19 protein-coding genes and 2 pseudogenes are annotated in these 25,410 nt (G+C 51.2%); 8 read left to right on the top strand and 13 right to left on the bottom strand.

Going from position 1 to position 25,410, the window contains the following annotated elements; genetic code table 11:
* Positions 1-525 (top strand): annotated as a pseudogene (locus EA58_RS03900) (alpha-amylase family glycosyl hydrolase); the annotation flags it as partial.
* A gap of 306 nt (positions 526-831) precedes the next feature.
* Here the strand turns inward: EA58_RS03900 and EA58_RS03895 are convergent.
* Both EA58_RS03895 and EA58_RS03890 read right to left on the bottom strand, forming a co-directional pair.
* Positions 832-1,350, bottom strand: a complete 519-nt coding sequence (locus EA58_RS03895) for a hypothetical protein (RefSeq protein WP_036749123.1) — start codon at positions 1,348-1,350, stop codon at positions 832-834.
* Between the two features lie 187 nt (positions 1,351-1,537).
* Positions 1,538-2,106 (bottom strand): annotated as a pseudogene (locus EA58_RS03890) (AAA family ATPase).
* 263 nt (positions 2,107-2,369) lie between these two features.
* On the opposite strand from EA58_RS03890, the gene EA58_RS03885 reads away from it, so the two are divergent.
* Both EA58_RS03885 and EA58_RS03880 read left to right on the top strand, forming a co-directional pair.
* Positions 2,370-2,732, top strand: a complete 363-nt coding sequence (locus EA58_RS03885; RefSeq protein WP_152547932.1) for an adenosine deaminase — start codon at positions 2,370-2,372, stop codon at positions 2,730-2,732.
* Positions 2,733-2,815: 83 nt separating this feature from the next.
* The gene (locus tag EA58_RS03880) at positions 2,816-4,588 is read left to right on the top strand and encodes an Lnb N-terminal periplasmic domain-containing protein (RefSeq protein WP_036749120.1); all 1,773 of its coding nucleotides are present in this window, start codon (positions 2,816-2,818) and stop codon (positions 4,586-4,588) included.
* Between the two features lie 68 nt (positions 4,589-4,656).
* Here EA58_RS03880 and EA58_RS03875 read toward each other — a convergent pair whose 3' ends face one another.
* From EA58_RS03875 to EA58_RS03855, 5 genes are all read right to left on the bottom strand, one after another.
* Positions 4,657-6,930, bottom strand: coding sequence for an FdhF/YdeP family oxidoreductase (locus EA58_RS03875; protein ID WP_036749117.1), 2,274 nt, complete (start codon positions 6,928-6,930; stop codon positions 4,657-4,659).
* 369 nt (positions 6,931-7,299) lie between these two features.
* Positions 7,300-7,545, bottom strand: a complete 246-nt coding sequence (moaD, locus tag EA58_RS03870) for a molybdopterin synthase sulfur carrier subunit (RefSeq protein WP_036749114.1) — start codon at positions 7,543-7,545, stop codon at positions 7,300-7,302.
* 46 nt (positions 7,546-7,591) lie between these two features.
* Positions 7,592-8,110, bottom strand: coding sequence for a molybdenum cofactor biosynthesis protein B (gene moaB / locus EA58_RS03865; RefSeq protein ID WP_036749112.1), 519 nt, complete (start codon positions 8,108-8,110; stop codon positions 7,592-7,594).
* A gap of 12 nt (positions 8,111-8,122) precedes the next feature.
* Positions 8,123-9,127 carry a GTP 3',8-cyclase MoaA gene (gene moaA / locus EA58_RS03860; RefSeq protein ID WP_284694869.1) on the bottom strand — a complete coding sequence of 335 codons (1,005 nt, stop codon included), beginning with the start codon at positions 9,125-9,127 and terminating at the stop codon, positions 8,123-8,125.
* 245 nt (positions 9,128-9,372) lie between these two features.
* Positions 9,373-9,558: a DUF2474 domain-containing protein gene (locus EA58_RS03855; RefSeq protein WP_036749109.1), complete on the bottom strand. Its 186-nt coding sequence runs from the start codon at positions 9,556-9,558 to the stop codon at positions 9,373-9,375.
* Positions 9,559-10,085: 527 nt separating this feature from the next.
* Between EA58_RS03855 and EA58_RS03845 the strand changes: the two genes are divergently transcribed.
* The 3 genes from EA58_RS03845 (at position 10,086) to EA58_RS03835 (ending at position 14,106) form a co-directional block, all read left to right on the top strand.
* The gene (locus EA58_RS03845; protein WP_051641887.1) at positions 10,086-11,960 is read left to right on the top strand and encodes a monovalent cation:proton antiporter-2 (CPA2) family protein; all 1,875 of its coding nucleotides are present in this window, start codon (positions 10,086-10,088) and stop codon (positions 11,958-11,960) included.
* A 451-nt stretch (positions 11,961-12,411) separates the two neighbouring features.
* Positions 12,412-12,900, top strand: a complete 489-nt coding sequence (locus tag EA58_RS03840) for a hypothetical protein (protein ID WP_152547931.1) — start codon at positions 12,412-12,414, stop codon at positions 12,898-12,900.
* A 222-nt stretch (positions 12,901-13,122) separates the two neighbouring features.
* Complete coding sequence (locus EA58_RS03835) at positions 13,123-14,106, top strand: LLM class flavin-dependent oxidoreductase (RefSeq protein ID WP_036749099.1); 984 nt, start codon at positions 13,123-13,125, stop codon at positions 14,104-14,106.
* Between the two features lie 1,005 nt (positions 14,107-15,111).
* Here the strand turns inward: EA58_RS03835 and EA58_RS03830 are convergent.
* Positions 15,112-16,032 (bottom strand): DMT family transporter, encoded by a 921-nt coding sequence (locus EA58_RS03830; RefSeq protein WP_036749097.1) that lies wholly within the window; start codon positions 16,030-16,032, stop codon positions 15,112-15,114.
* A gap of 93 nt (positions 16,033-16,125) precedes the next feature.
* Between EA58_RS03830 and EA58_RS03825 the strand changes: the two genes are divergently transcribed.
* On the top strand, positions 16,126-17,028 hold the full coding sequence (locus EA58_RS03825) for a LysR family transcriptional regulator (RefSeq protein ID WP_036749096.1): 903 nt from the start codon (positions 16,126-16,128) through the stop codon (positions 17,026-17,028).
* A gap of 58 nt (positions 17,029-17,086) precedes the next feature.
* On the opposite strand, the gene EA58_RS03820 is transcribed toward EA58_RS03825, so the two are convergent.
* From EA58_RS03820 to EA58_RS03810, 3 genes are read right to left on the bottom strand one after another with little or no spacing between them, the layout of a single operon-like run.
* The gene (locus tag EA58_RS03820) at positions 17,087-17,422 is read right to left on the bottom strand and encodes a hypothetical protein (protein ID WP_036749094.1); all 336 of its coding nucleotides are present in this window, start codon (positions 17,420-17,422) and stop codon (positions 17,087-17,089) included.
* On the bottom strand, positions 17,419-20,601 hold the full coding sequence (locus EA58_RS03815) for an efflux RND transporter permease subunit (RefSeq protein ID WP_036749091.1): 3,183 nt from the start codon (positions 20,599-20,601) through the stop codon (positions 17,419-17,421). The genes EA58_RS03820 and EA58_RS03815 overlap by 4 nt, the downstream gene beginning before the upstream one ends.
* Positions 20,602-20,614: 13 nt before the next feature.
* Entirely contained in the window at positions 20,615-21,889 is a 1,275-nt protein-coding gene (locus EA58_RS03810) for an efflux RND transporter periplasmic adaptor subunit (protein ID WP_152547930.1), read from the bottom strand.
* A gap of 365 nt (positions 21,890-22,254) precedes the next feature.
* On the opposite strand from EA58_RS03810, the gene EA58_RS03805 reads away from it, so the two are divergent.
* Complete coding sequence (locus EA58_RS03805) at positions 22,255-23,166, top strand: AraC family transcriptional regulator (RefSeq protein ID WP_051641886.1); 912 nt, start codon at positions 22,255-22,257, stop codon at positions 23,164-23,166.
* 31 nt (positions 23,167-23,197) lie between these two features.
* Here the strand turns inward: EA58_RS03805 and EA58_RS03800 are convergent, their stop codons facing one another.
* Both EA58_RS03800 and EA58_RS03795 read right to left on the bottom strand, forming a co-directional pair.
* On the bottom strand, positions 23,198-24,334 hold the full coding sequence (locus EA58_RS03800; protein ID WP_235199554.1) for an NADH-dependent flavin oxidoreductase: 1,137 nt from the start codon (positions 24,332-24,334) through the stop codon (positions 23,198-23,200).
* Positions 24,335-24,476: 142 nt separating this feature from the next.
* The gene (locus EA58_RS03795; protein WP_235199553.1) at positions 24,477-25,406 is read right to left on the bottom strand and encodes an AraC family transcriptional regulator; all 930 of its coding nucleotides are present in this window, start codon (positions 25,404-25,406) and stop codon (positions 24,477-24,479) included.
* Positions 25,407-25,410 lie beyond the last annotated feature (4 nt).

Raw genomic sequence — 25,410 nt, 5'->3', positions numbered from 1 at the left:
CAATACATCGCTAACGAAGCTAATCGCGAAGACGGCTGCACCGGCCACTTTTGGGAAGGACGTTTCAAAAGTCAGGCGCTGCTGGATGAAAAAGCATTGGCCGCCGCCATGGCGTACGTTGACTTGAACCCGGTACGAGCCGGTATTTCTGAAACACCAGAAACATCCGACTTTACGTCGGTGAAAACACGCATAAAATCGCTTCGTAAAGACGAGGCATCAGCCCCCTCTCTTTTTCCTTTCGCTGGAAATCCAAGAAATGACATGCCGGATGGGCTCCCTTTCCACTTGCTGGATTATCTTGAGCTGGTTGACTGGACTGGACGGCAAATCCGAACAGGTCAATGCGGTCATATTGAATCAACCCAACCACCAATGCTTGAACGACTCGGTTTAGATACGCATGCATGGTTGAGGATTTGTACAAAAATTGAAAAAGGCACACTCATTGGCTCAGCCGCTGCCATTCAATCCGTTTTACCGCAATTGAATCGACAGCGACGAACCGGCTTACAAATTCCGTAAACCGCTCACACCAGCCAAAATCCTCCAACACGTTATGCTTCATTCCGGTGCTCCCGCTCGCCTGAAAATCAGACCAAAGATAAATAGTCTGACTTTTAAATCAGAAATCATGAAAATCGGTATTCGATATGAGCATCAGGCAGTGAGTCATGGTATCCGTCAGGCGCTGAAATCAGGTTTTCTTTGGGGTGACTGTCCCAATATTCTTTCCACTGTCCTAGTACTAATTTTCTTTAGGGTGACTGTCCCAATATTTCGGCAAGCGCACACAAGCGTGTCACGCTTGCCTGTAGAACCTGTAAGAAATTAAGCGCCGTCTGCACTCATCTCATATGTTTTATGCCAGACTCTGACCTGTTTGACTTGGGAAGCTTCACCGGAGAAGGTGAACGAATATTTTTTCGCAGCTTCGTTCGGCACAGTGAATTCAATCTGCTGCCAGCTTGACAAAGAGTGCGAGAAACCTTCTTTGTCAATCGTCAGCAGCGCACCTTCTTCGCTGAGTCCGGTAATTTTCACCGGTTTGTTATGTTTGTTTCTGAAACTCATCTCAACAACCGTTAAATTTGAGTCTTGTTTAGGTGCCACACTTAAAACATCGATTTCAATATATTCCAAGGTTTCTTGTTCATTGGTAACGACAACCGAACCATCTGCACTTTCTGTGGAACTTCTGCCTTCTTTGAAACCCTCAGTCACACCACTTGAGATCTCTTTTGTAAACTTGACGAGCCCTCTTGTCATGTCAGTAATCGTTTCTTTCACCTCAGCCTGAGCGTTCGTCGCAGAAAGCCCTAACATGACCAATAACGCTAATTTTTTCACTTTTCTTTTCCTCTAAAGTGGTCAATCACGAAGAAAGCAATGTGCTCCACGGAGGCGTACCAAAGCTCCCGGGTCTAAAAAAACAACTGAACGACATAAGAATTCAATCGTCACAAATAAAGACCTTAGTACAGAAGGCGACCTGTCGCTATTCAACATGAAACAAACTCAAACACGCACAAGAAACTTATTCAGGATGTCTATTGAGCCCAATACCACTTTGATTCAAATATCTGAAAATCCAGTTTACCCGAGCCTGAACCGATGTTTTAGGCACCACAACGACTGTGTAACCAAACATCTGATAGATGTTAGCCATCGCTGAATAAGTTTGCTGTGCCAGTGCAAAGTCCTGTTTTCTTTCCGCGTCCTGATTGTAAATGGCTTCCCATGGCGGAAAAATGAAAATTACAGGGTAATATCGTGACTCCGTGTAACGTCAGTCATGTATTCCGGCGTTTCAATCGATTCCAGCATCGAGTAACCCAGCGCATCAATAACCCCCCGGTCACAAAAAATAAAATCTTCAGAATGGCGTTGCGCTTCAAAGTGGCGAACATCTTCTGAAAACATCAAATCACGAAACGCCTGTTTATCCTGCCAAGGCAAAGCCCTGCCAACTTGCTTCACTTGCTGACGAATGATACGCCTGCCTGCTTCTGGAAGGCAGGCATAGCCAAGGTGACTCAATGCAGTGATCACCGACGTTTTACCCGAGCCAGGGCCGCCAGTGAATACGATCAGTTTACTTCGCATTAACATTTATGATTCCTTTTTCAAGCTTCATGATTATTTTCATTCAGTATACCTACCCCTCAAAAAGTAAATAAAAGACACACCAACAGAGCATAAACCTTCAAAAAATAAGAATAATAAAATACATTTGAACATTGTATTTTTGTAATGAACAAAGTTGGAAGATTTATCTTGAGGGAAGTGGACGTGTCAGGATATTGTCAATTACAAAATTAACAGTATAATCAGCGAGCTTATCTTAGCTATATACTATTGGATGTATCATGAACGTAATTAAAACTCTGATTGTTGCAGGTGCAGCGATTTCTGCTGTTGGTTGTTCTACCATTCTGACCGATGAAAACCAGCGTATTAACGTTGTTTCTTCTTCTGATAAGAAATTCACCGTTGAAGTTGATGGCATTGAGCAAACTGCACCAGGCATCATCATTGTGAAGAAAGAAAACAAAGACAAAACCCTGAAAGTGACTTCTGCAGAATGTCAGCAGCAAGTTGCACTGAACAAAGAAGTTGAGCCAACATTCTTCGTGAACATTCTGTCTGGCGGCGCATTCGGTTCAACCACAGACTTCGCTTCTGAAAAAATGTGGCGTTACCAGGATACGCTGCAAATCAACTGCCAATAATCTGTTCAATGCAGTTGTTTCAATCTTCGATGATAAGAAGCCTTTGGGCTTCTTTTTTTTGTATCCCCCTGAGTTTGCCAGTGATGGCACAAACACCGACGCATCCGTCATCCGCACATCTGTCGACATCACATGCAGCTCAGTACGCCTCTTCAACCTTTGCGACGCTACTGCATATCAGTGACGAGCAACTGAATATTCAGGACCCCAGATTTTATTTCTCCTCAAACCCGACAGATATTGAGGCCGAGATCGATGCAAATATCGCTCAACTGACGCAAGCGGAACACGCACAGGATTATATTTGCCGTTTTCCAGCCCGGGCGCAGTGGCTGGCCGACAACTACTCGCATATTCCTCAGCCAGATTATGCGCCATGCGGAGAATTACAAACCTATCTTAATGCCGTTTCAGCGAATTCAATCAGCCTGGTCTATGCTTCCGAAAACCTGCTGAGTCCCAGCAGCTTTATGGGGCACGCTTTTATCAAGCTCAGCGAGAATGCGCAGGATCCAGGGCATGCTGTGTCTTTCTTTACGGAAGTTGCCGGATTTAACCTGCCCAGGATCATGTTTGAGTCTCTCGTGGTCGGAAAGGAGGGCTATTTTATGGTCTCCCCTTACCGGGAAAGTCTGGCGCACTACAAAGGCATCGAAGGCAGAAACGTCTACGAATATCAGTTAAATCTCACTGAAAAAGACAAGCAGCTCATTAAGCTGCACTTGTGGGAACTGAAAGAAACCAAGATTGATTACTACTTCCACGACCAGAATTGTGCGTCGATCACGCTGAACCTGATTGCTATCGGCAATCCGGATTTGATGGCACACCGCCGGGACTGGCTGAGCCCGCTGGATTTAATCCAGCTCGCAAACCAGAGCCAGATGATCGAACAGGCCAGCATCACACCGTCCCTGAACTGGCGACTGCGCGCCTATGGTGCCTCTCAGACCGATGAAGTAAAGCAGTCGCTCGTGAAGCAACTGAGTGCCGGTGCACTGGAAGAGAACGCCATCGACGAACACAGCCCGATCGAACAGCAATTTCTGACCTGGGAATTCTCCAGCGCGCTGAATCAGTACCTGCTGGAAACCGAAGCAATTTCTGAAGCATCTTATACCGACAATGCCCGTTCGCTGGCCCGCTATGATGACCCGTTTGACACTCTGGCCGTTGACCTGAGTGACTTTAAAAACCCGCTCAAGCGCCAAAAAGATGCACAATGGCAAATCGGAACCCGCTGGAATAAACAGAATGACCCGGAACTGACAGCCACCTGGTTGCCGGCATCGCACACGCTCAAAGATGACAACCGGAATGCTTTCAGTGAATCCTCACTGGAGCTGATGAAAATCTCCGTCAGCGCCAGCCGGGATGCGCTCCATCTGGATAATTTCACCTTATACGCCATCAACAGCTATCTCCCTTATGACCCCTTATTTGGCGGCTGGTCTGGCAAATTTTCTGTGCAGTGGGACAGAGGAACCGACTTTGCTGAACGGGATAACAAGCGATTGTTTGTTTCCGGCGGACTCGGCCTGAGCCATACGGTCAATAACGCAGTGCAGGTCTATGCCACGGTCGATACTGAGCTGTCGGCCAGCACAGACAAAGTCTGGGGTGCCTTCGCCATCGACACCGGTCTGTTTAGCTATTTCAGACATGATGTGAAGGTCTCGCTTTCAGCCAATACGGTCTGGAATCAGTATGCAGACAGCGACTTTAAGCATAAGGCCTCGGCCACTCTGACTTATCTGGGCCTTGAAGACACCGCGATCGATCTGAGCGCCCAGTATGCCGACATGGGGGAACTGCACGAAGCTCAGTTCAATGTCATGTTCCGCCGCTATTACTGACCGTCACAGACTAACAATTACAGCGCTTCACGTGCCAGCTTCGCCCCGCTACGCTGGCACATGCTCGATCATGATAACGCCGATTTCCGCACTCTGACCGGTACAGACTTGTACGACGGCGTACCGCACTCTTCATCGATATAGTCCAATGGCACCAGCCGGTTAGCTTCCGGGTAATACGCAGCAACCGATCCGGCTGAAATTTGATATTCGATGGCAGTCAGCCCCTGATAAACCATCGGTTTGCCCTGTGTGATGGTTTCAAGATCGACCATATCACCATGTGACAGCCCGCGACTGACAAGATCGTCCGGGTGCATGAAAACCACATCACGGCGACCAAATACCCCGCGGTATCGGTCATCCAGCGAATAAATTGTGGTGTTGTACTGATCATGACTTCGAATCGTGATGAGCCGCAGAACATCGCTTGTTTGAACCTGTTTATCTTCCAGCAGTCCCTCAAAGACATAAAATTCTGCTTTACCTGACGGTGTGTTCCAGATGCGCTCTGTCGGCGGCAAAGGCAGCCTGAAACCACCCGGCTGACGAATCCGTTCATTGAAGTTCTCAAAGCCCGGCACTGTTTGTTCAATGAGATCACGGATCTGGTTATAGTCAGCGGTCAACGACTGCCACGGTACTTTGCTGTCCGGCAGCGTTGCCTGAGCCATCCCCGCAACAATCGCAATTTCAGAGCGAAGCTGCTCCGAGGCTGGCTTCAGCTTGCCCGCAGATGCATGAACCATCGACATCGAATCTTCCACCGTGACAGACTGTGGACCGTTTTCCTGTTCATCCAGCTCAGTCCGCCCCAGACAGGGAAACAGGAAGGTTTCTTTCCCTACCAGCAAGTGTGTCCGGTTCAGTTTGGTGCCGATATGCACACAGAGTTCCATATTGCGCATCGCAGGAAAACATTGCGCTGGATCCGGTAAGGCAACGATCAGGTTTCCCCCCAGACAAATCAAAGCTTTTGAAGATTGCGCCACGATGGCCTGCATAGCCTGTACAGCGTCATGACCCTGTATTGCTGGCGGCTTGAAGCCAAAGGTGTTTTCAAGGCGTTGTAAAAAATCAGCGGAAGGTTTTTCCGTAATCCCCACCGTCCGGTTCCCCTGCACATTCGAGTGGCCGCGCAGCGGACAAATCCCGGCACCCGGTTTGCCAAAATTCCCCCGAAGCATCAGCAAATCACAAATCAGCCGGACATTGGCAGTTCCCGTATTATGCTGCGTCACCCCCATGCCGTAACTGACAATAGTCGCATTTGATTTAGCGTAAGTCGCTGCAACCATCGCTAAGTCATCACGGGCAAGTCCACTGATTGTTTCGATCTCTGCCCATGCTGTCTTCTTCAGGTCCTCAGCCAGTGCATCAAACCCGTTGGTATGCTCCTGGATAAAATCTTTATCCAGCACATCATCTGAGGCCGTTTCCATTTCCAGCAAGGCTTTCATGATACCTTTCAGCGCAGCCGCATCGCCTCCGGCCCGAACCTGAAAGTAAGACGATGCAATTCGCGTTGAGCGGTAAGTTGCCATTTCCACCATGTTCTGAGGGTCGGCAAACCGTTCCAGTGCCCTTTCTCTGAGCGGGTTAAAAACAATGATCGGTACGCCCCGGCGCGAGGCTTCATGTAAGGTTCCCATCATTCTCGGGTGGTTGGTTCCTGGATTATGCCCAATAGCAATGATCAGCTCACAGTCGTCAAAATCAGCCAGTGACACCGTGCCTTTCCCGATGCCGATAGAACGCGGCAAACCGACACTCGTCGGTTCGTGACACATATTGGAACAGTCCGGAAAATTATTGGTTCCGTATTCGCGGGCAAACAGCTGATAGAGATAAGCCGCTTCATTCGAGGCCCGGCCAGAGGTGTAGAACTCAACTTGCTGAGGCGACAGCTGACGCAAAATCTCACCAATGCGCTGAAAAGCATCAGTCCACTCAACAGGTTGGTACGTATCTGTCGCAGCGTCATAAGCAAGCGGATGGGTCAGCCGACCCAGATCTTCGAGTTCGAAATCGCTGTAGGTCAGCAAGGTGGATACGGTATGTTCAGCAAAATACTCAGGTGTGACCCGCTTGTTGGTGGCTTCCCAGGTCACGGCTTTAGCGCCGTTTTCACAAAATTGAAAGGTGGATTTATGTTCCTTGTCCGGCCATGCGCACCCCGGACAATCAAAGCCATCCGGCTGATTGGTCCGTAAAAGTGTCATCGGGGCTTTCACGGTATCCATTTGCTGTCTCACAGCAATCGCCGTGGCTTTCAGCGCCCCCCATCCGCCTGCCGGCGCTTGATAGTTTTTCACACCCGGGACTTTCCGTTGTTTGACCATGTGCTCTCCTTACCCGCCAATCACCTCAAAAACGACGGGTGAATCAGAAACCGGCTCGCCAGAATACGAACCTCACGATGAAGATGTTTATTGGGTATAGGTACGGTGCTGGCTGACGTCAAGGCTGTGCACCCGGCCAGACATCAATGCTAACGCTGAAATAAAGCAGAGACAGATGAACCAAAAGTGTGGATCCATCATGGGTGATGAAAAATGGAGAAACAAAAAAATCGGCGCCTGTCAGTGCAAACAAGGCGCCGGGAAAATGATGTGCGTATTTTCCAAAAAGTGAGAGTTCGGAAGGTGATTCAGTCCTGTTCTGTCCGGATATCAACAGGTTCTGGACTGACCCGGATTCATTTTTGCATCTCAGCCTCCGGTCACCGGTGGGAATAGAGCCACTTCATCCCCGGATTTCAGCAGGTAATCAAGCGGCACCATGGTTTGATTCACCGCCGCCAGCAGCTTGCCCTTCTCCAGCGCCAGCGCCCAGCGGTCGCCCCGTTCAGCCAGCGCTGCCCTCAGTTGTTCAACGCTGTCGTAGTTTGCTTCCAGTTGTAACACATCACATCCCGTCAGTTCCCGGACCTGCGCAAAAAATAAAACGTGAATCATCATCTCTCCAAATCACACAACGGTCTGAAGCTTATCCGCGGTTTCATCACGCCACTGGCTTCAGATGCGGGACAAACTGACAGGGACGCGTCCGGGCATCCAATTGCGGGGCAATCAGTTGCTCCCATGCCAGACGGCAGGCACCGGTTGAACCCGGCATAGCAAAAATCAGCGTTCCATTGGCCATGCCAGCCAGCGCGCGAGACTGCAAAGTACTGGTACCAATATCATCCCAGGACAGGCGACGAAACGCTTCTCCGAACCCCTCAATGTCCCGGTCAAACAAAGGTTGCAGCGCTTCCGGCGTCGAATTTTTTGCGTTGAACCCTGTACCGCCATTCACCAGCACCACCTGCACTGTCTTTCCGGCGATCCAACGCGACACGATTTCACGAATCGCATATTTGTTATCCGGGACAATATATGATTCAACCACCTGATGACCAGCTTCGCGACTGACCTGCCGGAAATAATCACCGGACGTGTTATTACTGCTATCCCGGTGATCCGACACCGTCAGTACTGCCACACAGACGGGTATGAATGAAGATTCTGTTTTGCCCATGGTTGCCTCCTGTCAGCCGCCAATAAACGACAAGTTCTGCGTGATCCCTGTCTTGCCCTGATGTAAAAAGTGCGTTTGTTTTTTCTGCCCGAGGCTGCTGGCGATACGCGCCTGTAATTCAGGCAACTGGTCATCAGACGCCAGTAAATCGCGAAGGGGAACACCGTGATCACCAAACAGACACAGATGCAGGTTACCCTCCGCCGAGACCCGCAGTCGGTTGCAATTGGCGCAAAAGTGAGTGTCATAAGGCATGATCAGACCGATCTCTCCGGCATAATCCGGATGCGAAAACACCTGCGCCGGACCATCGCTGCGACCACGCGGCTGCAACTGCCATCCCATCTCGATGAGCTGGCGACGAATGACGTCCCCGGAAACATGGTGCCTGCGAAACAGATCACCGCCATCACCGGTTTCCATCAGCTCAATAAAACGTAACTGAATCGGGCGGGGACGTATCCAGTCTAAAAACGTTTTCAGTTGATGGTGGTTCATATCCCGCATCAGCACGGTATTCACTTTGACCTTTTCAAACCCGGCATCAAACGCTGCATCAATGCCAGCCATGACCTGATGAAATTTGTCCTGCCCGGTAATCGCATAAAACTGGCGGGCATCAAGACTGTCGAGACTGACGTTAATGGATGTCAGACCCGCTTTCCGCCAGGCCGCAACATCCCGGGCCATCCGGTAACCATTGGTGGTCATCGCCAGTTGTCGGATAGATTCGTTTTCACGGACCGCGGCAATAATGTCGATAAAATCGCGGCGCAACGAAGGTTCACCGCCGGTCAGGCGCACTTTATCTGTCCCGGCCATGGCAAACGCCCGAGTCACCCGACGAATTTCATCCAGCGTCAGAAAGCTTTTGTGATTGCCGTGACCTGGCCGGTAACCATCCGGTAAACAATACGTGCACCGAAAATTACACACATCCGTCACAGACAAACGCAGGTAATAAAATTGGCGCTGCCATGTATCTTCAAACTGGGCCACTGACACGATTTGATCCAGCGTCTGAAATAAATGAGGTGTACTCACGGCCCCCTCCTTTTCTCTTTCGTGATGCCGAAAAGAGAAATCAAATTTGTCCGGTCAAATCACCCGTCAGATCCATTTATTTTTATCTGACTGGCAATGAACATGAACAGGCTGAATAAAAGAAATCAAGATATGGATAATATCCTTTCCATCGAAAACAGTATCGATATCCTGATTCAGGCGGGTTGCAAATCAAATCTGATTTCAACTCAGCACCATCAATGCATTTTCATGCCGGCAGCCATCATGAATATCCGAATCAAGCTGGCGATTAAGGCTAAAGCCAGCACACTGCCCGCCCACAGGTAAGCCATCCAGAACCAGCGTTTCCAGCCATGTTCTGATTGATTCTGCGTGTTTTTTATCTCTTCAGAATGTTCGGTATGAACCACAGATAGTTTCATCTCAGCAACTCCTTCCATCAACAAATGATGAAATATTGATTGAAAACAACATCAGGTGTTATCGATTTATTTATCATTTTAGAGACTCGGATTGTCGCGTCAAATCACTGTTATCAATAGCCTCATCGACAGCATTGATGAGGCCATAAAAATGTCTGATTTCATGCCTTTTTCAACGAATCTCGCCCTCTTTATTTCAGATATAATTTGATGCGCGTCGACGACTGATTGCCCCAATGATTTGCCTGCCGTGTTCAACGCTGAACAACGGACAGTTACCCCGAAATTTTCCCCCGAAACAAAAGTCTTGAATGCAGAGAAATCGATTTCAAATCGCCATGGAACCAAGACAACATTTCTTGCTGAAAACATCTTTATTTGTCATAGCCCTGTATGCAAAAAAGACTTAAATTATCTGTTCTACACTCAAGAGAATCGCTTGTCTTTGGTGCCGCTGAACGATCAGACAGTGGACCTCCACCGGATGACACTGAGTTGCCGACATCGCTGCTGTTCAAGGAAAAAACATGACGGAATACCTGATCTATGCCTTTATTTATCTGATTGCTGCCGTCATCGCTGTGCCGCTTGCACAGCGTTTTGGGTTAGGGTCTGTACTCGGCTACCTGATCGCCGGTATTGTCATTGGTCCCATGGTTGGCCTCGTCGGTGAAGAAACCACCACCATTCAGCATTTCGCTGAATTCGGTGTCGTCATTATGCTGTTTCTGGTCGGTCTGGAGCTGGAGCCGAAATCGCTCTGGGCCATGCGTCACCGATTAATCGGTCTCGGTGGTTTGCAAATCGGTCTCACTGCTCTCGCCTTTACGGGACTTGGCATGCTGTTTCACCTACCCTGGTCACTGGCGCTGGCAATCGGGCTGATCCTTGCCATGTCTTCAACCGCCATCGTTCTGCAAACCTTTAATGAAAAGGGACTCGGCAAAACAGAAGGCGGAAAAAATGCCTTTTCCGTATTGCTGTTCCAGGATATTGCCGTCATTCCCATGCTAGCGCTGTTGCCCTTACTGGCACTGCCGGAACTGATTGAACAAGCGCAGGCTGCAACGGCCGCCGCCGCAGATCATCATGAAGAACTGAGTCTTGTCGCGGGCTTGCCCGGTTGGGCTTATGGTTTGGTGATTACAGCCTCCATCGCCTTTGTGGTTATCGGCGGCCATTATCTCAGCAGACCCTTGTTCCGTTTTGTGGCGAATTCTGGCTTGCGCGAAATTTTCACAGCCACGGCTCTGATGCTGGTTCTAGGTGTCGCAATTTTAATGAGTCTGGTGGGACTCTCTCCGGCCCTGGGCACCTTTCTGGCAGGCGTGGTTCTTGCCAACAGTGAATTCCGGCATGAGCTTGAATCCAATATCGATCCCTTCAAGGGGCTGCTGCTTGGACTTTTTTTTATCACGGTCGGTGCTGGCATCAACTTTGACATTCTGTTTGACGAATTCTTCACGGTGATTGGCCTGACGCTAGGGGTCATCGCTTTAAAAGCCTTTGTGCTTTATGGACTGGCTTTCATCTTCCGCATCCGAAACAGCAACCGCTGGCTGTTTACTCTGAGTCTGGCGCAGGCCGGTGAATTCGGTTTTGTGCTGATCAGTTTTACCGTCCAAAACCATGTCCTGCCCACCGGTTTAGCCCAAATCCTGTCGCTGGTGGTTGCCCTGTCGATGATGCTGACACCGGGGCTGTTTATTTTATTCGACAAAGTGATCCTGCCGCGTTTCGAGCAATCCTCCAATGAGCGCGAAGCCGATCAGATTGATGAACAAGGGACGGTCATCATTGCCGGGATCGGCCGTTTTGGTCAGATCGTCAACCGCCTGTTAATTGCCAATGGCGTCAAAACCGTCGTACTGGATCATCAGTCCTCTATTGTCGATACCATGCGGCGTATCAACACCCAGGCTTATTTCGGCGATGCAACCCGCCCCGATCTGCTCCACACCGCCGGGATTGAACAAGCGGCCATGGTCGTGATTGCCATGGATAACCCGGAAAGCAGCATCAATCTGGTGAAATACATCAAACACAGCTACCCCAAAGTCAAAGTGTTAGTCCGGGCCTATGACCGGGGACACATGTACCGGCTCCGTCAGGCCGGTGCCGATATCATTGAAGCCGAAACGTATCATTCCGCACTGGAAATTGGGGGTGCAGCCCTGCGGGAACTGGGCTATCCGCCCCGGCTGGCACAACAGCAGAAACTGGCTTACAAGCGGGTAACCGAAGAACTGTCAGCCAGCCTTTATGCCGCGTGGCTGGGCGAATCCGGTGGCGGTGAGCGCTTCGACAATAACTACCTCAAACTCTTCCTGCAATTTGAAGAACGCATCAAAGAAGAAATGGCGTTTGAGCGTTCGAATCATGAAAACGAAGGCAAGCCCTGAACTTAAAGTTTTCGAACAGGCGCACGACTCAATTCACACTGAGGTTGTCTCATGAAGCCATGCAAAGGCGTCTTGAGTCAGCCTGATTTCGGTAACAATTCTGACACCAATTTTTAAGGTGATCTCAACCGCAAAAACAATTGAAATTATTGATTGAGTTTATTCAAACAGACCTGAACTTAAGTTGATACACAGTGGAAAAACAAAGACTTTAAATAACAAAAAACCCAGTAACTGTTAGATGAAAAACAAAAAAGCATCAAAAGACAATTCCCGAAAAAAAATATCTCCTGAATTTTATTTTAAGACGTCTATAGTCAGAATAACTCCAGCAAACAGACCATTCATTCTGTTAAGCACGCCAATGAAGTGGAGTTCTGGCAATAGTTTTTATTCACCTGAAACATCAACGTGGTTTCTATCTGAATGACAATCTAAGGATAAGGAGATTATGATGACTCAAGCACTTACCAACTTAACAATCCAATCTGTTGATACTCGAGGCCCATTGTATGAGCGCGGCTGGGAATTCTACTCTGTTGATCTGAACTCTGGTGTGGGTGGGAAGTATATTTATGTTGGTTTCCAGAAAGACGATCAGACCAGCACCCCGATTACATCCGTGACATTCAAAGCTTATGATACCAAGCAAGATAACAGCATGCCGGGCTGGGAGTGGTCTCCAGATGATTTGAATGCAGGTGCGGGTGGTAAATATATTTATATGTACTGGAAAAAAGGTGAACCCAACAAACAACCGGTTACCAGCCTGATGTTTATGGTACTTGAAGAAAGCACTCCGCCAACCATGGGTGGCTGGGAAGTGATCCATCAGGATTTGAATGAGGGTTCAGGCGGGCCTTATATCTGGCCTTATTATTCAAATGAATTTTCTGGCAATCAGTTGAAATTAAAGGTCAATAAAAACAAACCCGCATAAATCACCGGTGATTTACTGAAATACTGTTGAACTGGACAGGTGCAATCAATTGATTTATTTGCACCTGTTTTCTTTTCCGATAATCTTTCATTCAGCTGCTTTTCACTATTTCGATCAAGCGCCACGCAAGAGACCTTCAAAGCAATATTCTGACCGTTTACCCGTTTCAAATAAACGGGCATAGTCTGAGATTCATACATCATTCATCAGAAAGAAGGGTCCATGACACTACCGCCACGCTCAATTCTTGATTTAGCGCCTGTTGTCGAAGGTGCCGACTTCTCAACAACTTATGCGCGTTCCGTCTCATTAGCACAGCATGCTGAACAATGGGGTTACAAACGGTTCTGGCTGGCTGAACATCACAACATGCCAGATATCGCCAGTGCTGCGACATCAGTATTGATCAGTCATATTGGTGCCAAAACATCGTCGATTCGTCTGGGTTCTGGCGGGATCATGCTGCCCAACCATGCGCCGCTGGTGATTGCCGAGCAATTCGGCACGCTGGAAGCCCTGTACCCGGGCCGGATTGACTTGGGTCTGGGTCGTGCGCCGGGGACCGACTACCCCACCATGCATGCGCTGAGACGTGACCCGGAACACATGGATCCAAACTTTGATGAACTGTTAGAAGAACTGCAATTTTTCATGGGTCCGATCTCGCCCAACCAACCAGTGAAAGCATGTCCCGGCGCCAATTCCGAAATCCCGCTCTGGCTGCTTGGCTCCAGCACTTACAGCGCCCGTCTGGCCGGCATCAAAGGGCTGCCATTTGCTTTCGCTTCTCACTTTGCACCGGATGCGATGATGAGCGCGATCCAAATCTACCGCGATCATTTCCAGCCTTCAGAGCAACTGGAGCAACCCTATGTGATGATTGGGGTGAACGTGATCGTGGCCGAAACGAATGAAGAAGCACAGTATCTGGGAACCACCGAGAAGCAGAAATTCCTCAATATGATCCGCGGGGTTCAGGGCAAGATCCCGCCACCGGTGTGGAGCATGGAATCTCTGTGGCTACCCCATGAAAAACAACAGATTGAAAAACAGTTACGGGAGTCAATCCACGGTGATCCCGAAACCGTACGCAGGCGTCTGCTGGATCTGGTCGAGCGCACCCAGGCCAATGAGATCATGGCCAATGCCCTGATCTTTGATCAGGAGAAAAAGCTGCGATCGTATGAGTTGCTGGCGGGGCTTTGATTGAGAGGCTATTTCCATCGGAGCGCTGAGCCTCCCCATACAAGCCCTACGAAAATTGGAATTATTTTATCAAAAAATCAATATCTTACCGTCATTCCCGCGCAGGCGGGAATCCATCGGGCACGAGATGAAAGTAATCTGCCAGAATCATTTTTCCCCTCATTTTCCGTGTCGTTCTTCCTCAAAAGTCACTGGGTCCCCGCCTTCGCGGGGACGACGGAATAATCGGGATTTATACCATTAAATTCAACAACTTAATCTCATTCCCGCGCAGGCGGGAATCCATCGGGCACGAGATGAAAGTAATCTGCCAGAATCATTTTTCCCCTCATTTTCCGTGTCGTTCTTCCTCAAAAGTCACTGGGTCCCCGCCTTCGCGGGGACGACGGAATAATCGGGATTTATATCATTAAATTCAACAACTTAACGTCATTCCCGCGCGGGCGGGAATCCATCGGGCACGGTTGAAAAGCGACATATCCATGAAAGGTTTTCCTCTTGGCGCCGTGCTCGTTTCTTTTCTTGAACGTCACTGGGTCCCCACCTTCGCGGAGACGACGAAATAATCAGGATCGATACCATACAAATCAACAGCTTATCGACATTCCCGCGCAGACAGGAATCCATTGGGCACGATTGAAAAGCGACATATCCATTAAAGGTTTTCCTCTTGGCGCGTGCTCGTTTTCTTTTCTTGAACGTCACTGGGTCCCCGCCTTCGCGGGGACGACGGAACAATCGGGATTGATACCATACAAATCAACGACTTACTGTCATTCCCGCGCAGTCGGGAATCCATCGGGCACGAGATGAAAGTAATCTACCAGAATCATTTTTCTCCTCATTTTCCGTGTCGTTCTTCCTCAAAAGTCACTGGATTCCCGCCTTCGCGGGGACGACGGGATAACCGGGATTTATATTATTTAATTCAACAGCTTAACTTCATTCCCGCACAGACGGGAATCCATCGGGCACGGTTAAAAACCAGACACCGCATTGCTGGACTCAAACGGCTCGGGCGACTTTCCGGAACGTTAGCAACCTAGGCAGCAGCAGCCCCAGAATCACAATCGCAATACCAACCAGCTGAAGCAGCGTCACGGTCTGCCCCATCATGTAGGCAGTCAGCACCGCAAAAACCGGAACGAAATTGAAGAAGAGTGCAGCCGTCGGTGAACCCAGTGCCCGGACACCATTCAGCCATAACAGATAACCGGCCACCGTGCCAAAGACACCAATGTACACCACCTCCATCATCCCGATGGAAGAACTGCCGAACAGCTCTGCAAACGGGCGGACTTCCGGTGTTGCCAGACACATCAGCCCGATCACGGTCGCGCCACTGAGCATGCCGACAAATGTGTATGGGATGACCGGCATCCAGCGGCTGATGCCCTGACTGCAGTAAGTGTAAAAGCTCCAGGCAAACATACCGCAGAAGATCATTTTATCGCCCTGATTGAATTCCATCTTGAGCAGCGCGTCCAAATGACCGTTGGTGATCACCACCAGCACACCAGATAAACTGACCACAAGACTGAGACATTGCAGCCACGTCGGCAACGTGCGCATCGCGACACAGGCAATCAGTGCAGTCGTCAGCGGACTGAGCGCCATAATCAGCGAACCGTTGGTTGCCGCCGTATGTTCAAGCCCGGTAAAGAGTCCGAGGTTCAGACCACCGACCCCTACAGCGCTGACAGCGACAACCCAGAGCCATTGCCTGGCGGTTAACACAAACCGCTCCGCCCCCATGACCAGAATGTACAGTGCCAAGCAGGCAGCCGCGATAGCGAAACGCCAGAAGACCAAAGTGAGCGCATGCACTTCATTCAGTGCGTTTTTGCCAATCGGGAAGCAGCTGCCCCAAAAGAAGGTGCAGATAATGAGCAGGACCACTGCTTTCAGTGTTGAAGATGAATTCATCGTTTCTCCAGATGACTTGTCAGAAGATAATCGCTAGTCTATTAGTTTCACTATATGGATAAACAGGCAATACTAAGACAGTAAATCCCAAAAATGAAATCTAACTATTCTCTCGACGATCTGCGTTGTTTTTGTACGGTGGCAGAACTTGGCAGCTTCAAACTTGCCGCAGAAAACCTCGGCATGCCCTTATCCACCCTCAGCCGACGAATCCGACAACTGGAAACTGATCTTCAACTGCGGCTGTTGAACCGGGATGCTCACCGCGTTTCGCTGACGCACACCGGCCAGCAGTACTTTGAGCGTTCCAGCGCCTTATTTGATGAGTTGAGTGATATCGGGGAAGATCTGCACCGGGATAAACATGAACCCAAAGGGAAGATCCGAATCAGTGCACCGATTAATGCCGGTTCACAGTTTCTGCGTGAAATCTTTTTCGACTTCCTGCTGCAATATCCGGAAATTCAGCTCGATCTGCAGTTTTCGAATACGTTAATCGACATTGAAGCGCAAGCCATGGATGTGGTCTTTCGGGTGGGCACCCCTGTGGTCGAGAACTGGATTGCCCGGCCACTGAAGGATATCCATTTCATTGTTTGCGCACATCCGGATTACCCGGTGCAAGCCATCACCCAGCCCGACATGCTGAGCGATCATCCGTCGATTGTCTGCCACCCGATGTCAACCTGGCAACTGCTGCACGCTGAAACCGGCAAAGCCTATGATTACCAGCCCGTGCTCGGCCTACGCTTAGAAGTCGATGAAATCCGGATGCTGACCCATGCAATACAGGCAGGATTGGGCATCGGCTATATTCCGGATTATTTTGCCCTTCCCATGATTGAGCAGGGTGAACTCAGTCGGGTGTTACCCGACTGGCAAAGTAAACCCAGAACTCTGTTTATGCTCTATCGCGACCGGGATCATCTCCCCATGCGAGTGCGTTTATTGGTGGCCTTTGTGATGGCTCGGTTCGAAGCCATGCACAGGACATAGAAATCAGGCCACACACTGCATTTAAAGGTTCAGTCGTGTGGCCTGTTCTCTGTTTGTGTCAGAAGACCGTGTTTCTGCGCCCTATTGTTTCTTGGACAGCTCTCAGACATGGCCCCCCTTGTCCGCTGGCATTCCCCGGACAACGCGCTCCGGCATCCGCCCGTAGCCACAAGGACAGCCCAGCCTGCTCCGGGATGTCAGAAACCGACAGCTGCGCTAATGCTGTCGTATCAAAGAGCTGGGTCCAGACACCGTCATTCTGCGATTGCACCGCCGGAGCAGCCTCAACAATCTGAAACAGCCGCTCAGGAGACAGCGCACACTGAATCACCGTCGTCAGACTGACCACACAATACACCAGGATGCCGAGGAGTGGTTCCTGCCAGTCATTCATCCGATCGCCTCTTGAACCGTTTCCAATTCGGCGGATTCTGTTGCTGCATCTGTCTGTGTCTGTCCGCGCTTCGCCAGCAGGTAATAAAACAGCGGGGTCAGCAAGAGTCCGAACACGGTCACCCCAATCATGCCGGAGAACACCGCCACACCCATCGCCTGACGCATCTCGGCACCCGCGCCGGTTGAATACACCAGTGGTGCCACACCCATGATGAAGGCAATCGAAGTCATCAGAATGGGACGTAACCGCAACCGGCTGGCTTCCAGAATCGCGTCTTTCACCGAGTACCCCTGATCCTGCAACTCTTTGGCAAATTCGACGATCAGAATGGCATTCTTGGTCGCCAGCCCGACCAGCACGATAAAGCCGATTTGCGTCAGGATGTTGTTATCGCCGCCGTAAAGCACCACGCCACTGAGCGCGGAAAGCAGGGTCAGCGGAATAATCAGAATAATCGCCATCGGCAAGCGGACACTTTCATACTGAGCGGCCAGTACCATAAACACCAGCAGGATCACCAGCGGATACACATAGAGATTGCTGTCTCCGGTGATCATCTGCTGATAGGTCAGTTCGGTCCACTCGTAATCCATCCCCCGCGGCAGGGTTTCAGCCAGAATTTTCTCAATGGCTGCCTGAGCCTCACCCGAGCTGTAACCCGGTGCCGGGCCGCCATTGATCTCTGCCGTCATAAAGCCGTTGTAATGCATCACGCGGTCCGGCCCGGCGGTATCTTTCACATGGATGAAAGAATCAATCGGCACCATGTCGCCCTGCGCATTCCGGACTTTGATCTGCCCGACCTGCGCCGCATCCTGACGATACGCCTGATCGGCCTGCATATTGACCTGATACGTCCGGCCAAACAGATTCAAATCATTGACATACGTCGAACTCAGATAGCCCTGAAGCGTCTGGAAAAGCATATCCAGATTCACGCCCTGCTGCATCGCTTTGGTTCTGTCGACTTCGATATCCAACTGCGGCACGTTCACCTGATACCCGGAGAAAACCCCAGCCAGTTCTGGTGTCGCCGCCGCCTTTTGCATCACCGCCATGGTGGCCTGATGCAAAGCCTCAAAACCCAGCCCGTTTCTGTCTTCAATCTGCAACCGGAAGCCGCCAATCGTGCCCAGGCCCATCACAGGCGGTGGCGGGAAGACCGCGACAAAGGCTTCTTCAATGCCGGCATATTGTTGATTCAGCCGGGCAGCGATCGCATGTGCGCTGGCAGTCGGATCCTGACGCTGGTCGAAATCATCCAGCATCACAAACACAATGCCGCTGTTGGATGCATTGGTAAATCCGTTAATACTCAGTCCGGGGAAGCCCAGCGTATTCGTCACCCCTGCCTGCGCCTGCGCCAGATCAGACATTTTTTCCAGCACCGCATCGGTGCGATCCAGCGAGGCCGCATTCGGCAACTGAGCAAAAGCAATCAGATACTGCTTGTCCTGCGCCGGAATATAGCCGGTCGGCGTGGTGGCAAACTGATAGCCCGTCAAGCCGAGTAAGGCCACATAAGCCACAGCGGCGATTGCACCGGCACGAATCACTTTACGCACCACCACACCATAACCATTCGACAAGGCACCGAAGAAGCGGTTAAACGGGTGGAACAGCCAGCGGCCAAACAGACGGTCCATGCCGCGGGTCAGCCAGTCTTTCGGGGCATCGTGCCCTTTCAGCAACAGCGCGGATAATGCCGGGCTCAGCGTCAGGGAATTGATTGCGGAAATAAAAGTCGAAATGGTAATCGTCAGCGCAAACTGCTTGTAAAACTGGCCGGTCAGTCCGGTCATAAATGCCGTCGGAATAAATACCGCCGCCAGCACCAGCGTGGTCGCAACAATCGGCCCGGTCACTTCGCGCATGGCTTTCACCGTGGCATCAACCGGAGACAAACCTTCGCTGATGTTCCGCTCGACGTTTTCCACTACCACGATGGCATCGTCAACCACGATGCCGATTGCCAGCACCAGACCAAAAAGTGACAGTGCATTGAGAGAGAATCCCATCAGCAGCATAAAGGCGAAGGTACCAATCAGTGAGACAGGCACCGCCACCAGCGGAATAATCGACGCCCGCCAGGTTTGCAGGAACAGCACCACCACGGCAACCACCAGAAGCACCGCTTCCAGCAGGGTCTGAATCACCGCTTCAATCGAGCCACGCACAAAGACCGTCGGATCGTAGGCGATTTCGTAAGACACGCCTTCCGGGAAATCTTCCGCCAGACGCGCCATCGTCTCACGGACATCATTGGAGATCTGAATCGCATTCGAACCCGCGGCCTGGAAAATACCAATGGCTGCGGCATCCTGATTGTCCAGCGTAGAGCGCAGCGCGTAAGAATCCGCACCCAGCTCAATCCGCGCCACATCTTTCAGACGGCTGATTTCACCCTGCTCACCCACGCGGATGATGATGTTTTCAAATTCCTCGACCGTCGACAACCGCCCTTTCACATTGATCAGCAACTGATAATCCGAGTGGGTGGCCGGTTGCGTACCCAGACTGCCCGCCACAGCCTGCTGGTTCTGCTGACGAATCGCTTCCGCGATATCCGCCGGAGTCAGATGCAGCGCAGCGACCTGATTCGGATCCAGCCAGACCCGCATACTGAAGTTGCCCGCACCAAACGACCGGACAGAACCCACACCACTGACTTTCGCCAGTTCATCTTTCACTTTGAGATTGGCAAAGTTAGACAGATAGAGCATGTCGTAGCGATCATCCGGCGAAAACAGATGCACCACCATGGTCAGGTTTGGCGATGACTTTTCCGTCACCACGCCCAGCCGCTGTACCTGCTGCGGCAAGCGTGGCAACGCTCGGTCAACCCGGCTTTGCACCTGAGATACCGCCAGATCGACATCGGTGCCGATGGCAAAAGTAATGGTCAGCGTCATCATGCCGTCGGCAGTGGACTGCGACGACATGTAGAGCATGTTCTCCACGCCATTGATTTCCTGCTCCAGCGGCGAGGCCACGGTCTGGGCAATGACATCTGGATTCGCACCGGGATATTTTGCCGTCACGACCACGGTCGGCGGCACCACTTCCGGATATTCAGTCACCGGCAACTGCCAGACCGCAATACTGCCGACAATCACAAACAGCAGCGACAGCACCGAGGCAAAGACAGGTCTGCGAATAAAATATTGTGAAAACATAGAAGCGTCCTGATTACTGTGCGTCGGTCGGTTGGCGGGCGGTCAGCACATGGCTGTTTTCCATATAGCTGTTTTCCACATAGTTTTCTTCCACATAGCTTTCTTCCGTGCCCCATTGCTGAAGACGGTGGATATCCGCCAGTTGTTCGGTCGTCGCCATCTCAACGATTTTTGGCGACACCTGCATACTGGGCCGGATCTTCTGCAAGCCGCTGACCACGATTCTGTCGGCTGCTGTTAAACCGGACTGCACCACGCGTAATCCGGCAACTTTCTCACCCAGTGTCACGGGCTGATAAGTCACCACATTGGCGTCATTCAGTTTGAGGACATACTTGCGGTTCAGATCCGTACCCACCGCTTTTTCATCAATCAGAATGGCGTCATAGGGTTTGCTCGCCACCAGACGTAAACGGGCAAAGAGGCCGGGCATCAGCATCTGCGCTTCATTCTCAAACGTCGCCCGCATCCGGATGGAACCGGTCTGCTGATTCACGGTGTTATTTACAAAATCGATATGGCCCTGATATGAAAATCCGACATCGCCAGACAAGGCCATCATCACCGGGCTGGATTCACCGTGATCAGACACACGCAGCAGGTGATTGCGGACATAATTCAGGTAGGTTTGTTCGTCGACGTCGAACCAGGCGTACATCTGCTCGGTCGACACAATGGTCGTCAGTTCACTCTGACCGCTGGTGACATAATTTCCCTGCGTCACCTGCGCATGGGACACCCGGCCATCGATTGGAGACACCACCTCGGTAAATGACAGTTGCAGACGGGCATGTTTGAGCGATGCTTTGAGTGCATCCAGCTCTGCGCTGGCCTGCTGGAGTGCGGCCTGCCGATTGTCATAGACATCGGCTGAAATGGCTTTGGTCGCGTTCAGCCGCTTCGCGCGAACGAACTCGCTTTCAGCCAGCTTCAGTTGACTCTGCAGACTGACCTGCTGCGCTTCCAGCCGCTCGACTTCCGCACGGAACAGCCGATCATCAATGCTGAACAGCACATCGCCCTGCTGTACCAAATCGCCTTCCCGGTAAGCCACTTCCGTGACATAACCCGACACGCGCGGCTTGAGCGCCACAGTGACCGGCGCTTGCAAACGGCCCGTATATTCGTCCCACTCTGTGATTCGCTCGCTGATCACCGGGGCCACACTAATTTGCGGAAGCGGAGGTGATGCCGGAGATTCATTGCCAAACGCTGCCCCGGAGGCGGACAGCAGCATCACAGAAATACCACCCCGAAGGCGGTTTCCAAATCGGTTGAAAGTCATCATCAGGCAATCCTCTCTGACGTTGCTAGGCTGAATTCGAAAAATGCAAGGTCGTGACCGAACCCTTGCATCGGGTTCAGATTTCACCTTGTCAGTCTATGTCTCATTCAGCTTATTGATATTGTCGAAACCTCGGAGATGATTGCCTATTACTACAAAACGGAATTTTCTCTCATTCAATCAAGGGGCTTTCATGCTCAGCTTTACCCATCAAAAATGATTACCAAATCGCCCTCCCGATATGCATCTTGCCTGTTTCTACACAATCCTTGCCTATTCCTCCGAACGCCATCATTCCATAAAACGGTCGCCATAAGCTTGCCTTATACTCTATAGTCGCAAGTCGGATGAATAAGGTGAGTGACGGCATGACAACGATCCAAGAAGAATTAATCCATCTGGTGAATCGGCACATTGAGGAGCCGGGGCTGAATGACACAGTCCTGCCAGAATTGAAGCTGATGCACAGCACAGAAAACAGCTCCTGCTCCCCGACCATTTACAGTCCGATGTTGTGCTTACTGGTGCAGGGTGAAAAACGCATTACGGCTGGCGCACGTGAACTGATGCTGAACGCCGGGGATTTCTTGCTGGTGCCTGTGATGATGCCTGTAGTCGGTGAAATTCTGCGTGCCTCAGAGGAAAAGCCCTACATGGGTATCAGCATTGCGCTGGATCTCAAAGAACTGACCGATTTGCTGATCGCCATGAAAGAGCCGCCCGAAGCCATCACCAAATGTCCCTACTGCATCAGAACCGTGTCTTCTGATGAAGATATGCTGTCGGTGTTCAAACGCTTTCTGACCCTGCTCGACCATCCGGAAGATATTGCCGTCATGCTGCCGCTGCTCAGACGGGAACTCATGTACAGGCTGCTCAAAAGCCCTGCGGGGGTACAGCTTCGCCAGTTCCTGCTCAGGGACACGCAGGCCAACCGCATCAGCAAAGTCGTTGAAATGATTCAGCAGCGATACCGGGAGCCGATCCGGGTTCAGGAACTGGCCGATATGGTCCATATGAGCCAGTCCTCATTGTTCAACGCTTTCAAAGCCGTGACATCCATGACGCCGCTGCAATTTCAGAAACAGCTTCGCCTCAACGAAGCCCGCCGGATCATGCTGCAAGACGGCCTCGACGCTTCCGCCGCCAGCTATCGTGTCGGCTATGAAAGCCCGTCCCACTTCAACCGGGAGTACAGCCGGCTGTTTGGCATCCCGCCCATGACAGACATCAGTCGCCTGCGAGGTCACAAACCAACGATGGAAGGCCGGGTGTCATAAAACGCCCCTGTCCGGGGCGATTCATTCAAACTTATTTTGCCAGCGGGAACCATCCCGGTGTCTGTTCAATCACCTGCCAGAGCTTATCCGGGATTGTGAGATCAGGTTTCACATCCTGCGGCAGCGTTTCCCGGATAAAAGCCGGCACTTTGCCTTGTGCCATCTCGACCCATTCAGGATTGATCACCAGACTGCGGCCAATCGCGACCATGTCCACGCCGAGTTGCAACGCCTGCTCGGCCTGCTCAGGGCGATTGATCTGACCTGCGGCAATGACAGGGACTCGCCGATTCACATGTGCGGCCACCAGCGATGCGGTCGGGAGACCATCCCGATCATCCATTGGTTTATCGGCCAGCAAATCCTTGAGCGACACATGAAGATAACTGATCCCCTGCTCTATCAATCGGTTAATCAAAGCGAAGCTATCGCCTATCCGCAGCCCGCCCAATTCCGCTTCTTCCAGAGAAATCCGGTAGCCGACCAGAAACGGGCGTTGCGCGTACTGCTTGACCACGCGCTGAACTTCGTCCACCACCGCAAGCGGGAAACGCATGCGATTTTCCAGTGAACCGCCCCATGCGTCGGTCCGTTGATTGTAATGAGGCGAAAAGAAGTTCTGAATCAGGAAACCATGCGCACCATGCAGCTCAATGCCATCGAACCCGGCCTCAATAGCCCGACGGGTCGCCTCACCAAAAGCCTGAATCACGTCATGAATCTCTTCATCGCTTAAGGCGCGGCTGGCTTGCTGCCCGGTATTGAATGGCCCGGGTGCGGCAGCCAGTTCACTCGCACTGACGATTTCACCCTTGGGTGTCAGTTCAGGCACCGCTTTGTTGCCGGCATGGAACAGCTGAAGCACTGCAGGCGCGCCACCACTTTTGGCCGCATCGGCTAACCGGGTCAGACTAGGCAGAAAATAATCATCCCAGGCCGCAAACTCATCGGTAAAACCGATCCCATTAGCCATCACATGAGAACAGCCGGTAATAGCCAGACCCACACCGTTCACACGCCGACGATAATACGCCAGTTCCTGTTCGGAAATCGTGCCATCAACATTCGACGACCAGGTGGTCATCGGGGCTAAAGCAACACGGTTTCTCAGGATGAAATGCTTTTGAAAATCAAACGCAGAAAATAAGGACTTTGTTTGCTCAGACACTTGGAACCTCTCTTGACCAGACATCATGCTTTGAAAACGTAACCAGACATCTGAAGAGCGTACCGAATGGTCTCTGAAAAGATTTGCCGATTTTGACGTTGATCTTGCCTGATCCGACGAATGCGCAATGCCGAACAACAGTCTAGCTGTTATGTCTCAGCCTGCGGATATCCTTCTGAGGCGGGGCACCAAACAAGCGACTGTATTCCCTGCTGAACTGGGAAGCGCTTTCATAGCCGACCATCGCACTGGCGCGACTGGCATCCATCTGTTGATTCAACATCAACTCTCTTGCTTCCTGCAACCGGAGCTGCTTCTGGTATTGCAACGGACTGGTGCCGGTCATCGCCCTGAAATGCTGCCGGAATGTAGATGCACTCATGTGCGCCCGGTTCGCCAGCTCATCCATGCTGAATGAATGAACAAAATTTTGTTTCAGCCAGGTCACCGCTCTGGAGATATGCTCACTGGGTGAGCCTTCACTGACCAGATGCCGCAGGTGCAAGCCATGTGGCCCGGTGAGCAGCCGAATCACGATCTCTTTCTGAATCAGTGGCGCAAGATGCGGTTGCATCTCGGGTTGCATGGGTAACTGAAGCAAACGAATAAAAGCATCGCAAAGCTGAGCATCAGCCTGTTCAATCGACACCGATTGAAACGTGTCCCCTTTATGGGGACGCGATAAATCCAGCTCAGTGTTCACCGCCAGAATCTGAGCAATATCTAACTGAAACAAAATGCCCAGATAGGGCTGGTGACGCCGCGCTTCAACCACATGAGAAACCACAGGCAAATCCAGCGTTGTGATCATGCTCTTGCCCGGACCCAGTTCGTGCACCACATCCCCGATTAAAACCTGCTTTCCGCCCTGAATGGTCAGCGCAACACTGAGGGTATAGATACAGTGCAAGGGTTCAGACGGTTGATTCCGGCGATGCAGCGACAATCCGGGCACATTCGTGACGTGATCCCCTTCTGCCCGGGCAAGGCTACTGACCAGCTCTGCCAGCACGGCAAGCTTGGTGGACAGCGATAAGTATTCGGCATTTTTCTCATTCATCATTGGTTTCATCTGT

Source organism: Photobacterium galatheae (genome assembly GCF_000695255.1).
GTDB lineage: Bacteria > Pseudomonadota > Gammaproteobacteria > Enterobacterales > Vibrionaceae > Photobacterium > Photobacterium galatheae.
Note: the sequence above shows the minus strand (reverse complement) of the source record. Positions and strands in the feature narration are given on the sequence as shown.